10 protein-coding genes are annotated in these 12,754 nt (G+C 76.2%); 4 read left to right on the forward strand and 6 right to left on the reverse strand.

The features are described 5' to 3' along the window. Positions 1 to 76 precede the first annotated feature (76 nt). The gene (murD, locus tag GA0070558_RS12255) at positions 77 to 1,435 is read left to right on the forward strand and encodes a UDP-N-acetylmuramoyl-L-alanine--D-glutamate ligase (RefSeq protein WP_091278636.1); all 1,359 of its coding nucleotides are present in this window, start codon (positions 77 to 79) and stop codon (positions 1,433 to 1,435) included. On the opposite strand, the gene GA0070558_RS12260 is transcribed toward murD, so the two are convergent. The 3 genes from GA0070558_RS12260 to GA0070558_RS12270 form a co-directional block, all read right to left on the reverse strand. Beyond that, positions 1,432 to 1,884, reverse strand: coding sequence for a DUF6114 domain-containing protein (locus GA0070558_RS12260; protein WP_256091895.1), 453 nt, complete (start codon positions 1,882 to 1,884; stop codon positions 1,432 to 1,434). The genes murD and GA0070558_RS12260 overlap by 4 nt on opposite strands. 1 nt (position 1,885) lies before the next feature. Continuing rightward, positions 1,886 to 2,515, reverse strand: a complete 630-nt coding sequence (locus GA0070558_RS12265; RefSeq protein ID WP_043967660.1) for a DUF6230 family protein — start codon at positions 2,513 to 2,515, stop codon at positions 1,886 to 1,888. Between the two features lie 234 nt (positions 2,516 to 2,749). Then, positions 2,750 to 3,568, reverse strand: coding sequence for a TetR/AcrR family transcriptional regulator (locus tag GA0070558_RS12270; RefSeq protein ID WP_256091896.1), 819 nt, complete (start codon positions 3,566 to 3,568; stop codon positions 2,750 to 2,752). A 470-nt stretch (positions 3,569 to 4,038) separates the two neighbouring features. Here GA0070558_RS12270 and GA0070558_RS12275 point away from each other — a divergent pair, with 470 nt between their 5' ends. Then, on the forward strand, positions 4,039 to 4,710 hold the full coding sequence (locus GA0070558_RS12275) for a Tat pathway signal sequence domain protein (RefSeq protein ID WP_091278643.1): 672 nt from the start codon (positions 4,039 to 4,041) through the stop codon (positions 4,708 to 4,710). Positions 4,711 to 4,790: 80 nt separating this feature from the next. Here the strand turns inward: GA0070558_RS12275 and GA0070558_RS12280 are convergent, their stop codons facing one another. After that, positions 4,791 to 5,822 (reverse strand): hypothetical protein, encoded by a 1,032-nt coding sequence (locus tag GA0070558_RS12280; RefSeq protein ID WP_256091905.1) that lies wholly within the window; start codon positions 5,820 to 5,822, stop codon positions 4,791 to 4,793. A gap of 220 nt (positions 5,823 to 6,042) precedes the next feature. Between GA0070558_RS12280 and GA0070558_RS12285 the strand changes: the two genes are divergently transcribed. Together GA0070558_RS12285 and GA0070558_RS12290 are read left to right on the forward strand one after the other, a co-directional pair. Next, positions 6,043 to 7,347 carry an aspartate aminotransferase family protein gene (locus GA0070558_RS12285; RefSeq protein WP_077939241.1) on the forward strand — a complete coding sequence of 435 codons (1,305 nt, stop codon included), beginning with the start codon at positions 6,043 to 6,045 and terminating at the stop codon, positions 7,345 to 7,347. Between the two features lie 17 nt (positions 7,348 to 7,364). Then, positions 7,365 to 8,855 (forward strand): CoA-acylating methylmalonate-semialdehyde dehydrogenase, encoded by a 1,491-nt coding sequence (locus GA0070558_RS12290; protein ID WP_091278907.1) that lies wholly within the window; start codon positions 7,365 to 7,367, stop codon positions 8,853 to 8,855. On the opposite strand, the gene GA0070558_RS12295 is transcribed toward GA0070558_RS12290, so the two are convergent. Next, on the reverse strand, positions 8,827 to 10,206 hold the full coding sequence (locus GA0070558_RS12295; RefSeq protein WP_091278647.1) for an acyltransferase family protein: 1,380 nt from the start codon (positions 10,204 to 10,206) through the stop codon (positions 8,827 to 8,829). The genes GA0070558_RS12290 and GA0070558_RS12295 overlap by 29 nt on opposite strands. 44 nt (positions 10,207 to 10,250) lie before the next feature. Further along, positions 10,251 to 12,731, reverse strand: a complete 2,481-nt coding sequence (locus GA0070558_RS12300) for an ATP-binding protein (protein ID WP_176734192.1) — start codon at positions 12,729 to 12,731, stop codon at positions 10,251 to 10,253. Positions 12,732 to 12,754 lie beyond the last annotated feature (23 nt).

Here is a 12,754-nt window from a genome sequence, read left to right on the forward strand (position 1 = left end):
GGCCCTGGTTCGTCCGGCCGTGCCCGGCTGCGTCGGACCGGCCCGCCGACGTGCCCGACCGTGGAGGAGATCCCCCGTGCGCCTGTCTGACCTGCGCGGACGTACCGTCGCCGTCTGGGGCGCCGGCCGGGAGGGCCGGGCGGCGGTGATCGCGATCGCCGCGCACGGCCCGGCGGGCCTGGTCGCGGTCGACGACAGCGCCAACTTCCTGGCCCTGCCCTGGGAGGGGCCGCTGGCCGAGGCGGCCCCGCTGGTCACCGGCGAGGAGGGCTTCGCCCGGCTGGCCGCCGCCGAGGTGGTGGTCCGCTCGCCCGGGGTGCCGAACACCCACCCGTGGCTGGTGGAGCTGCGCCGCCGGGGGGTCACCGTCACCCAGGGCAGTGCGTTGTGGATGGCCGACCACGCCCGGCGGACCGTCGGGGTGACCGGCAGCAAGGGCAAGTCCACCACGTCCAGCCTGATCAGTCACCTGCTCACGGCGGTCGACCGGCCGAACGTCTTCGGCGGCAACATCGGGGTGCCGCTGCTCGACCTGCCCGACGCCGACCTGTACGTGCTGGAGCTGTCCAGCTACCAGTGCGCCGACCTGACCGACTCGCCGCGCGTGGCGGTGGTCACCGCGCTCTTCCCCGAGCACCTGGACGCGCACGGCGGCGAGCGGGAATATTACCGGGACAAGCTCAACCTGCTGGCGCACGGGCCACAGACGATCGTGGTCAACGGGGCCGACCCGAGGCTCGCCGCCGAGCTGGGCGGCCGGCCGGCCGTGCGCGCCGGCTCCCCGGACACCACGCACGTGGCCCCGGGCCCGGACGGCACGCCCTGGTTCCACCTCGGCGACCGGCCCCTGTTCGCGCGCGCGGTGTTGCCCCTGGTGGGCCGGCACAACGAGGGCAACCTCTGCGTCGCCCTCGCCGTGCTCGACGCGCTGGGCGTGGACGTGGCGGCCCGCGCCGACACCCTCGCGGTCGCGGTGGCCGGGTTCCAGGGCCTGGCCCACCGGCTCACCGAGATCGCCGACCCGTCCGGGCTCACCTTCGTCGACGACACCCTGGCCACGAGCCCGTACGCGGCGATGCACGCCATCGACGCGTACGAGGGGCGGCCGTTGACGGTGATCGTCGGCGGCACCGACCGGGGGCTGGACTACGCCCCGCTGCGCGAGCACCTGGCCGAGCGGGAGATCACCGTGCTCGGCATCCCCGACAGCGGGGAGCGGATCGTGGCCGCCCTGGCCGGGCTGCCGAAGGTGCGGGCCGAGGTGGTGGACGGCCTGGTGGCCGCCGTGGGCCGGGCCCGGGAGGTGACCCCGGCCGGCGGGGTGGTGCTGCTCTCGCCGGCCGCGCCCAGCTACGGCCGGTTCCGCAACTTCGAGCACCGGTCCGAGGTGTTCGCCGAGGCGGTCCGGGACACCGCCGCCCACCCCGCCCGCTAACCGCTGCGGGCGGCCCCGGCCGGGCGGCGGTGCGCCTTGACCGGCGTCCAGGCGAACGCGAGGCAGCCGCCGACCAGCGCGAGCAGCATCCCGACGAAGAAGCCGCCCAGGTTGGACGTCAGCCAGGAGACCAGGGCGAGCACCAGGGAGACCAGCGCGTAGAACAGCCGCTGCGGCGGGTGGGCCAGCAGCAGCACGCCGCACAGCAGCAGGATGACCGGCACCAGGTAGCCGGCCAGCCCCTGCGGCCCGACGTGCAGGATCACCGGCAGCGGCGCGCGCAGCGTCACGAGGATCTCGGCGCCGCCGAGGGCGACGAGCAGGCCGCCCCAGAAGGGACGGCTGCGCCGCCAGGCCCGCCACCGGCCGGCCCAGCCGGCGGCCGACCCCCCGGCGGCCATGGGCGTCGCGTCACCGCCGGCCATGGGCGTCGCGTCACCGCCGGCCATCTCAGCAGCCTTCGGAGGAGAAGCTCATCCGCAGGTTCGGCAGGGTGAACACCGCGGCCGTGGTGGCGTAGTTGTTCTGCCGCAGACCGGTGATGGTCACCTTGTCGGCCTGCTGGCCGAAGACGCCCGGGTTGCCGCGCACCCCGGGCACCTTGTCCAGCGTGCTGGCGTCCTGGCCGATGTCGATCGACTGGAACGACGCGTTGCCGGAGATCTCGTCGGAGTCGACGACCATCGTGCGGGCGGTCACCGGCTTCCCGCCGGTGCCGGCGGTGAGCTTCATGTACATGCCGCCGAGGTTGATGCTCTGGCACAGGTTGGTCAGCTCGGCCTTGTCGATCGCCGAGACGAGCACGACGACCTGGCCGCCGGTGTCGCCCTGGTTGGGGCTGTCCTCGATCATCTGGTCGAGCGTGGCGAACTGCTCGAACCCGGTCCCGTCGAGCTTGTCGGCGGTGACGACGAAGGGCATTCCGGAGATCGCGAACTGCGCGCCGAGCACCCCCTGCGCGGTGAGCAGCACCATTCCGGCGGCGCCCACCCCGGCGGCGGCCAGGCTGACCGCGAACCGCCGCCAGCGCACGCCGCCGGAGGGCGGGACCGGCTCGGTGGATACGGTGTCGTCCGACATGACGGCTCCTCTTCGAGATCGATTCGTCCGCGACAATGCGGGGGCGCTGTGCGGAGCGGGGCGATGATCTGAATTGGTTCGCGTACGGCGTGTCGAGCCCGCCGCAGGGCGAAGTTACCGCTGAGTAAAGGGTGGGTCAAGATTGATGCCCAGTGGAGCCGGTCGATCTGCGAAAAATTGCCGATAGTGAGAAACCGCGACGGTTTCTGATCGCGCTGCGGCCCGGCGGCCCGCTCAGCCGTCCCCCCGGGCCGGGCGCGCCGGGTCGACCGCGCAGGGGGCGGTGACACCCGGGCCGCCCGCGTCGGCCGCCCGCGCCGCCCGGTCGCCGGCCCCGGGGCCGAGGAACGGCGCGGTCATCGCGTACGTCAGGACCGGCAGCAGCCGGGGCAGTTCGGCCGTGCGGCCCTGGCTCACCCGCAGCCGCAGGGTGCCGTAGATGCCGGCGACCACCGTCGTCACCAGCAGGTCGTCCTCCTCGGGCGACAGGGGTGACCGGGGCCGGGCGGGGTGGAAGAACCGGTGGAACCGCGACAGCAGCAGGTCGCGCTCGTCGCGGGCCGCCGGGCCGGCCGCGTCGATCTCCACGAGCGCCATCCGGGCGAACGCGGGCACGCTCGCCAGCACCTCCAGCAGGGTCCGCAGGGCGGCCCGGGCGGCGGTGGTCCAGTCCGGCCCCGCCGCGGCGTAGGCGTCGTCCATCAGGTGCAGCAGGACGGCCGTGCCGTGCCGGTAGGTGGCCAGGAAGGCGTCCTCCTTGCCGGCGAAGAGGGCGTAGAAGGCGGGGCGGGTCACGCCGGCCGCGCCGCAGATGTCGGTGACCCGGGCGTTGTCGTAGCCTCTGGCCGCCACCTCGTGCACGAGCCCGTCGAAGAGCCGGTCGCGCTGGGTCGCCGCGACCGCCTCGGCCGACTGGCGGCGTGGGCCCCGCTTGATCGCCCGCTCGGGGTCGCGCCCCGGCCGGGCCCCCGGCAGGGGCGTGGAGTCGGGCCGGGGCTCCGGCGGCGGGGGTGCGGATCCGGTCTCCGGGTGGGGCGCCAGCGACATTGACATCGACCTCCCTGAATCAACGATTGACTTTGCGACCCTCCGGGGTTTATAACTTCACCACGTTGGGTTCCGGTCGGGTCACTGATGGTCATCTGCGCCGGATGGCCGCACCGAGCAGCGCCGAAGGGGGGCTCGATGGTCGCCATTATCGCCGACCGCGCGGGTGCCCCCAAGGCCGGAAAGGTGCGGGTGACGCGGCTGCGCCGCAGTGCCCCACCCGGCACCGGCCGCTGACCGGCCGGACCCCGAGGGCCGCTCCGCCGGGTCACCGGTGACCGACCCGCACACCCCGCCCCGCCGCCGCCCGGCGGCGTCCGTCCCCGCCGCCGACCGTCCACCGGTGGCGGGCCCACGGCCACGGCGTCCCTCCGTGGCCACCCCCGCGGCCGCCCGGCCGCGCCCGGCCCGCCGGGCGCGGTGACCCGCCGGTCCGGCCGCCGCCGTCGCACCACCACCCGTCGAAAGGACCCACCATGCCCAGGTACGGACGCGCCGCCGTCGGCCTCGCCGCCGTCGCGCTGCTCGGCTCCCTCGTCGCGGCGGCCCCCGCCTCCGCCGCCGGCCCGGCCGCCCTCGCCAACACGGTGCTCACCACCGGCAGCGCCGGCGGGACCGCCGTCGCCGTCGGCGACACCCTCCAGGCCAGCCTCCAGACCGGGACCACCGCCAACTTCTACTCGTCGGCCACCGGCACGACCGGCGTCAAGTGCGCCGCGTCCACCTTCACCGCCAAGGCGGTCACCAACCCGGTCGCCCCGGGCACCGCCACCGAGAGCCTCACCGGGCAGACCTTCACCAGCTGCACCAGCAACGTGGTCGGCACCCTCGGGGTCAACAGCGTGACGGTCGACAACCTGCCCTACGCCGTCTCCGTCACCAGCGCCGGCGCGGTCACCCTCACCGGGTCGATCCAGAGCACCGTCTCGCTGCGCACCCTGCTGGGCAACGTCACCTGCGTCTACAAGGCCAACGGCGGCGTCGTGCGGGGGACGGCGTCCAACGCCACCACCTCCATCGCCTTCGCCAACCAGCCGTTCACCAAGTCCGCCGGCCCGGGTACCTGCTTCGCCTCGGCGTACTTCAGCGCGACGTACGCCCCGGTCCGGGACACCACCCAGGGCGGCGCGACGGTCTACGTGAACTGATCCTCCACCGGCCCGGGCGGCGTCCGATCTCCCCGTCGGACGCCGGCCGGGCCGCCCCCGGGTCTCCCGGCCCCGGCCGCTCAACCGTCCGCGACGGCGGCGTGCAGGGCGCGCATCGACCGGATCGCCGAGCGGATCTCCTGGAGGTAGCGCCCCGGCGTCGGGACCGGCTCGGGCAGCCGCGCCAGGCCGGGCAGGGCCGGGTCGACGCCGACGGTCTCGACCCCGCACCCGTACGGCACGGCCAGCGTGCGCAGCGCGTCGCAGTGCTGGAACGGCACGTAGACCGGCGCGGTGACCATCAGCACCGGGTCGCCCGGCGCGAGCCGGACGTGCTCGGCCCAGAACCGCTGCGTGTCGGCGGTGTGCGCGCGCCGCCGCCCGGGATCGCCGGACGGGGCGGCGAGCACCCGCACCGGCGGTGCTCCCGCCGGCCGCCAGGTGCGCGAGGACCAGGAGCGGTGCGGGTGGCCGCCGTCCACGCCGTCCTCCTCGGCCGGCCCGGTCACCCCGAAGGCGAGCCGGACCGCCGCGTCGAGGGCGTCCACCTCGGTGTCGCCGGCCACGACGCCCGCGTCGGCCAGCGTCCGGCGCTCCGCCACCGACAGCGGGCGGAAACTGCCCAGCACGGCCACCTCGCCGGCCACCGCCGTGCCCGAGCGCACCAGGTGCGCGGCGTACGCCACCCGGCGCAGGCAGGCGTGCGCGAGCCCGCCGAGGACGACCAGGTGCGCGTACGCCCGGCGGGCCGGTGGGACCGGGCGGGCCAGGCCCAGCGCGGACGCCGCGGCGAGCACCAGTCCCGCCGTGCGGGGATCGAACGCCGGCTCGGCGGCCTCGGGGCGTTCCCGGCCGCCCCGGAAGTCCCAGTGCCGGGCGGAGAAGTCGTCCAGCCAGGCCAGCGCCGCCGCCAGATCGCCGGAGAACGGGTCGCCGGAGAACGGGTCGCGGCCAAGCCGGTCGCCGGAGGGCGGATCGCCCGGGGGATCGTCGCCGCCGAACCGCGCGACGAGGTCCCGCAGCGGCGGCGAGGTCACCCACGCGCGCACCCCGTCGACGATCCGTGCCGGGGGAGCGCCCGCCGCCCCGTCGGGCAGCGGCACGTCCCGCATGATCCGCACGCCCCGGATCGTACCGTGCGGATCGCGTCGCCTCCGGAGCCCCGGGCGACGGGAAACGCGCGCCGAACGCGCCGGACGCCCCGGAAACCGCAGCCGATCGGTTGACGTGCTGTCAGCCGAAGGCCGCCGGTCCGCTACACAGTGGCAGTTGTCCCCGCCGCCGGTGGGTGGGAGCGTGCGGTGACCGCCAACGCGCTGGAGGGTGCGACGAATGACCGACGACCTGCTGGCCCGGCACCGGGCCGTGCTGCCGTCCTGGATGCCGCTCTACTACGCCGAGCCGATCGAGCTGGTCTCCGGCTCCGGTCGCCGGGTCACCGACGCGCAGGGCCGCACCTACCTGGACTTCTTCGGCGGCGTGCTGACCAACATGATCGGCTACGACATCCCCGAGATCCGCGAGGCCGTGCAGCGGCAGCTCGCCACGGGCCTCGTGCACACCTCGACGCTCTACCTGATCCGCCAGCAGGTCGAGCTGGCCGAGAAGATCGCCCGGCACTCCGGCATCCCCGACGCCCGGGTCTTCTTCACCAACTCCGGCACCGAGGCCAACGAGGCCGCCCTGCTGGCCGCCACCAACCACCGCCGCTCCCACCAGATCCTCGCCGTGCGCAACAGCTACCACGGCCGCACGTACGCGACGATGGGCGTCACCGGCAACCGGGGCTGGTCGGCCAGCGCCCTCAACCCGCTCCAGGTGGCCTGGCTGCACTCCGGCGAGCGGCTGCGCGGCCTGCTGTCCCGCCTCGACCCCGCCGACCGCCTCGACGCGGCGGTCGAGGACCTGCGCGAGGTCCTCGCCACCCAGACCGCCGGCGACGTCGCCTGCCTGATCGCCGAGCCGATCCAGGGCGTCGGCGGCTTCGTGCACGGCCCCGACGGCCTGCTCGCGGCGTGGCGGAAGGTGCTCGACGAGCACGGCATCCTGCTGATCTCCGACGAGGTGCAGACCGGCTGGGGGCGCACCGGCGAGCACTTCTGGGGCTACCAGGCGCACGGCGTCACCCCGGACCTGCTCACCTTCGCCAAGGGCATCGGCAACGGCTTCGCCCTCGCCGGGGTCGTCGGCCGGGCCGAGATCATGGAGTCGGTGCCGGCGATCAGCTTCTCCACCTTCGGCGGCAACCCGCTCGCCACGGCCGCCGGCAACGCCGTGCTGGACTACCTGCTCGACCACGACCTCCAGGCCAACGCGGCCCGCGTCGGCGCGATCCTCGCCGACGGGCTGCGGGCCGCCGTGGGCGGCCTCGACTGCGTCGCCGAGGTACGCGGCAGGGGACTGATGCTCGGCGTCGAGTTCGTCCACCCGGGCACCGTCGAGCCCGACCCGGCCCTGACCGCCCGGGTCTTCGAGGCGTGCCGGGCCGGCGGCCTGCTCGTCGGCAAGGGCGGCCTCTACGGCAACGTGCTGCGCATGGGCCCGCCGCTGACCCTCACCGAGGACGAGGCCCGCGAGGGGCTGGCCATCCTGGTCGACGCCGTCCGCTCCTGCGCCGACGGCGAGGTGGCGGCGTGACGTCCGAAGCGAACGCCGTGCACCTCATCGGGCACTTCGTCGACGGCAGGCGGATCGACGGCACCTCCGGCCGGCGCGGGGACGTGTTCGACCCGGCCACGGGACGGCGTACCGGGCAGGTGGCGTTGGCCTCCGCCGCGGACGTGGCGGACGCGGTCACCGCCGCCGGCCGTGCCGCCCGGACCTGGCGCGACGCCTCCCTGGCGAAGCGCACGGCCGTGCTGTTCGCGTTCCGCGAGCTGGTGCACGCCCGCCGCGACCGGCTCGCCGAGGTGATCACCGCCGAGCACGGCAAGGTGCTCGCCGACGCCGCCGGGGAGGTGCAGCGCGGCCTGGAGGTCATCGAGTACGCCTGCGGCATCCCCTCGGCCCTGCGCGGCGGGTTCAGCGAGAACGTCTCCACCGAGGTCGACTCGTACAGCCTGCGCCAGCCGCTCGGGGTGGTCGCGGTGATCTCCCCGTTCAACTTCCCGGTGATGGTGCCCCTGTGGTTCGTCCCGGTCGCCGTGGCCTGCGGCAACGCGGTGGTGCTCAAGCCCAGCGAGAAGGACCCGAGCGCGGCGCTGCTGCTGGCCGAGTGGTTCGCCGAGGCCGGCCTGCCCGACGGGGTGCTCAACGTGGTCAACGGCGACGCCGAGGCGGTCGACGCGCTGCTCGACCACCCGGGGGTGCAGGCGGTGTCGTTCGTCGGCTCCACCCCCGTCGCCCGGCACGTGCACCAGCGCGGCACCGCCGCCGGCAAGCGGGTGCAGGCCCTCGGCGGGGCGAAGAACCACATGGTCGTGCTCCCCGACGCCGACCTGGACCTGGCCGCCGACGCGGCGGTCAACGCCGGCTTCGGCTCGGCGGGGGAGCGGTGCATGGCGATCTCCGCGCTGGTCGCGGTGGAGCCGGTCGCCGACGCCCTGGTCGCCCGGATCGCCGAGCGGATGGGCCGGCTGCGCACCGGCGACGGCCGGCGCGGCTGCGACATGGGCCCCCTGGTCACCGCCGCGCACGCCGCGAAGGTCCGCGCGTACGTCGAGGCCGGGGTGGCCGCCGGGGCGGTGCCCGTCGTCGACGGGCGCGACGTCGCCCCGGACGGGGACCCGGCCGGCTTCTGGCTGGGCCCGACCCTGTTCGACCGGGTCACCCCGGACATGTCGATCTACACGGACGAGATCTTCGGGCCGGTGCTCGGCGTGCTGCGGGTCGGCTCGTACGACGAGGCGGTGGACCTCGTGAACGCCAACCCGTACGGCAACGGCACGGCGATCTTCACCAACGACGGCGGCGCGGCCCGGCGCTACCAGCACGAGGTGGAGGCCGGCATGGTCGGCATCAACGTGCCGATCCCCGTGCCGATGGCGTACTACTCGTTCGGCGGCTGGAAGGCGTCCCTCTTCGGCGACCTGCACGCCCACGGCGCCGACGGGGTGGCGTTCTTCACCCGGGGCAAGGTGGTGACCAGCCGGTGGCTGGACCCGCGCCACGGCGGGGTCAACCTCGGCTTCCCCACCCAGACCTGAGCCATCGCAGCAGCCCCGCCCCGGCCAGGTACGCCACCAGCGCCGGGGCGGGCAGCCCCAGCGGCTCGGGCGCGGCCTTCGGGGTGACGGTGTTGACCAGCAGCCCCGCGATCACGGCGGCGTACCCGGCGACCACCAGGCCGGTGGGGGCCGGCCGGCGGCGACGCGCGCCCTCCCCGGCGCGCCGCCGCCGGCCCGCCCGCGCCTCGACCGGCCCGAAGACGGCCACGAGCCCGGCCAGCACCACGGCGAGCAGCAACAGCCAGGGCACCCGCCAGGCCAGCCACGCGGCGGTCCCCACCGCAGGCGTGGGCAGCAGGCCGAGCGCGTCCAGCGCGCCGACCAGCAGCAGGGCCGCCGTGAGGTGCCAGAGGAAGACGGTCAGCACCACCGAGTTGACCGCGATGACCGCCTGCCACGGGCCGGGCCGGCGCAGCCACCGCTCGGCGGGGTCGCGCAGCAGCAGGACCAGCCCGAGCTGGGCGGTGGCCAGGGCGAGCAGCGCCAGGCTCGGCGGGCTCGCGTTGTCCAGCCGCTCGCCGGGCACGTGCAGCATCGCCACCGGGTACGGCCCGACGGCGGTGAGCAGCAGCAGCGCGCCGAGGCCGCCGGCGAGCAGCGCCACCGCCGCCGGGCGGGACGTCGGCAGCGGGTGCCGGGCGCCGTCGGCCGCGCCGCCCCGGCCGTCGGTGGCTGCGGCGTGGGCGTCGTACCAGGCGAAGCCGGCCTGGTGCACGGCGAGCCAGCCGGCCAGGTAGCTGCCGTACGCGAGCGGCGCGGGCCCGGCCAGCCGCCCCAGGTCGCCGAGGGCGACCACGCCGACCAGGGCCACCGGCACGGCGAGCCCGAAGCGGCGGTGCAGCGCGTGCATCGGCGGGGTGAGCGCGACGGCGGCCAGGTAGGGCACGAGGAACCACAGCGGGATGGTGGCGAACCAGACCACCGTGCGGATCCGCGCGTCCCCGGCGCCCCACAGGGACGACCCGCCCGCGCCGGCCGCCAGCACCAGCAGCAGGACGGTGGTCGGCGGCACCAGCCGGGCGCTGCGCGCCAGCAGCCAGCCGGTGGCGTCGCCGCCCCGGGCCCGGTTCGCGGTCAGCGACGCGGCGTTGGCGAACCCGCCGACGAGGAAGAACACCGGCAGCACCTGCCCCACCCAGGTCAGCGGGTACGCCCACGGCAGGTCGCCGAGCGCGGAGTGGCCGGTGGGCCGGCCGGCGGCGTCGCGGCCGATGACGGTGACGCCCCAGTGCCCGGCGACGACCATGCAGATGGCGACGGCCCGCAGCAGGTCGACGTAGCGTTCCCGCCCGGCCGGGGTGCGCTCGGCGAGCTGCCGCAGGCGGCGCATCAGCCCAGGCTAGGCCAGGCCGGGCCGCCCGGTGGCCGGATCGGTCAGCGCCGGGGCGTTCCCGGGCCGTCCGGGTCCAGCTCGGCGCAGATCACCGCGTCGAGGCTGGCCCGGACGTGGTCGGCCTTCGGGTCGCCGAGGTCGTCGAGGATGGCCAGCGCCTGCCGCCACACGGCGGCGGCCCCCTCGGGGTCGCCGACCTCGCACAGGGTGTCACCCAGGTTCGCCCCGGCCTCGGCCTCACCGTGCCGGTCACCGAGCGCCGCGAAGAGCCCCCGGGCCCGCTGGTACAGCTCGGCGGCGCGCGCGTGCTCGCCGAGCAGCCGGTGGACGTAGCCGAGGCTGTCGAGCGTCATGGCGACCCCGTCCAGGTCGCCCAGCTCGTCGAGCAGGGCCAGGGCCTGCTCGCAGTCCGCGATCGCCCGCCGGTGGTCGCCGAGCTGGGCGTGGCACCAGCCGACCGAGTTGAGCGACGCCGCCTCGCCGCCCCGGTGGCCGGCGTGCCGGAACAGCTCCAGGGCCCGCAGGTCGTGACCCAGCGCGGTGCGGTGGTCGCCCGAGCGCTCGGCGATCCAGCCCAGGCTCCGGTGCGTGAACGCCTGGTTGATCCGGTCGTCCAGCGACTCGAACAGCACCAGTGCCCGCGACTGGTGGGCGCGGGCGTCGAGGATCCGGCCGAGCCGGGTGGCCGCGCCGCCGAGGAAGCGGTGCGCGTGGGCCTCGGCGCTCCGGTCGCCCAGCCGGCGGGCGGCGCGCAGCGCGATCTGCTGCGTCGCCGTCCAGTCGGCCCAGTGCCCGCGCAGGTCGAAGAAGCTGACGCAGGCGGCGGCGAGCTGCCAGGCGTGCGTGTCGTGGCCGGTGCCGGCGGCGTGTTCGACGGCGGCGACGAGGCAGCGGTGCTCCGCCGCGAACCAGGCCAGCGCGGCGGCCCGGCCGTCCGCGCGCTCCGGGGCCGCCCCGGGCGCGGGGTCGGCCAGGGTGATCGGGCCCCGGGGCGGGACCAGGACCTGCTCGGTGGCGTGCGCGGTGTGCAGGTAGTGGTCGAGCAGCCGGTGGGTCGCGGCCGCCCGGCCGGCCGCCGGGTCCGCGTCGGCCAGTTCCCGGGCGTACGCGCGCAGCAGGTCGTGGCAGGTGAACCGGCCGGGCCGGTGCTCGGTGACCAGGTGCGCCCCGACCAGCTCGGCCAGCGGCGGCCGGACCTCGGCGACGGACGTCCCGGCGAGGCTGGCCACGGCGGCCGTGCCGACGTCCGGCCCGGGGGACAGCCCGAGCAGCCGGAACAGCCGGGCGGCCGGCGTGCCGAGGAGCGCGTACGACCAGGACAGCACGGCCCGCACGTCGATGCCCGGGTCGGTGCCGGCGAGCGGGTCGAGGCGGCGTGGGGCCTCCCGCAGCTCGGCGGCGATCGTGGCCAGCGGGAAGCGTGGGTGGGCGGCGGCGCGGGCGGCGACGACGGCGAGCGCCAGCGGCAGGCCCGCGCACCGCCCGACGATCTCGTCGACCGCCCCCGGCTCGGCGTCCACCCGCCCCGAGCCCAGCCGGGCGGCGAGCAGCGCCCGGGACTCGGCCGGGTCGAGCAGCTCCACCGGCACCGGCCGGGCACCCTCCACCGCGACCAGGCCGGGCAGCTGGCCGCGGCTGGTCACCAGCACCAGGCAGCCGGACGCACCGGGCAGCAACGGGCGGACCTGGTCGGCGTCCCGGGCGTTGTCCAGCACCATGAGCACGCGCCGGCCCGTCAGCAGGCTGCGCAGGAGAGCGGCCTGCGCGTCCGGGCCGGTCGGCACGCGGTGCCGGGGCACCTCGAAGGCGTCCAGGAAACCCCGGACCGCCTCGGCGGGCGGGACCGGCGGCTTGCGGGGGTCGAAGCCGCGCAGGTCGACGTGCAGCTGCCCGTCGGGGAAACGGTCGCGGACCCGCTGCGCCCAGTACGTCGCCAGCGTGGTCTTGCCGACTCCGGCGGTGCCGGTGACGACGGCGATGACCGGGGCGGCGGGGTCGGCGTCCGCATCGACGAGCAGCCCGTCGAGTTGCGCCAGCACGTCCTGCCGCCCGGAGAAGGCGCCGAGGGTGGGCGGCAGCTGCGCGGGCACCGGCAGCGCCGGCCCCGGGCGGTCGGCGGCCGACTGCGCCTGCGGCCCGTCCCCGGGCGTCGGGTCGACCGCCGGAGGCCCCGGTCCCGGCGAGGCGGGGCTGGTGGCCGCGCGTGGGGCGCCGCCCGGCGCGAGGCGCTCGCCGACGGCCCGTTCCCACCGGGTGGCCCACACGCCCGCCTCGGCCGGCGTCACGCCGAGGGCGAGCAGGAGCCGGTCGAGCACGTCCATCGGCATCGCGCTGCGCCCGTTGAGGTAGTTGGCCAGGCTGCTCCTGGGCACGCCGGTGGCCGCCGCCAGGTCCTGGAGGGAGAGCCGGGCCTTGCCCCGGGAGCGGGCGGCGCGGACCCGCAGCCGGTTGAGCTCCGCCAGCAGTTCGCCCTCCGTCCTAGGTGGACCGTGTGCGGACGGATCAGCGGGGCCATTGGTCACGGTCGCATCCTTCCATCGGCGTC

It is taken from the genome of Micromonospora haikouensis, assembly GCF_900091595.1.
Lineage (GTDB): Bacteria > Actinomycetota > Actinomycetes > Mycobacteriales > Micromonosporaceae > Micromonospora > Micromonospora haikouensis.

Excerpts from the sequence above, each read along its gene's own strand:
- GA0070558_RS12275 (WP_091278643.1), top strand. The coding sequence starts at position 4,039 with ATGCCCAGGTACGGACGCGCCGCCGTCGGCCTCGCCGCCGTCGCGCTG.
- GA0070558_RS12295 (WP_091278647.1), bottom strand. The coding sequence starts at position 10,206 with ATGCGCCGCCTGCGGCAGCTCGCCGAGCGCACCCCGGCCGGGCGGGAA.
- GA0070558_RS12270 (WP_256091896.1), bottom strand. The coding sequence starts at position 3,568 with ATGTCAATGTCGCTGGCGCCCCACCCGGAGACCGGATCCGCACCCCCG.
- GA0070558_RS12260 (WP_256091895.1), bottom strand. The coding sequence starts at position 1,884 with ATGGCCGGCGGTGACGCGACGCCCATGGCCGGCGGTGACGCGACGCCC.
- GA0070558_RS12285 (WP_077939241.1), top strand. The coding sequence starts at position 6,043 with ATGACCGACGACCTGCTGGCCCGGCACCGGGCCGTGCTGCCGTCCTGG.
- GA0070558_RS12265 (WP_043967660.1), bottom strand. The coding sequence starts at position 2,515 with ATGTCGGACGACACCGTATCCACCGAGCCGGTCCCGCCCTCCGGCGGC.
- GA0070558_RS12280 (WP_256091905.1), bottom strand. The coding sequence starts at position 5,822 with ATGCGGGACGTGCCGCTGCCCGACGGGGCGGCGGGCGCTCCCCCGGCA.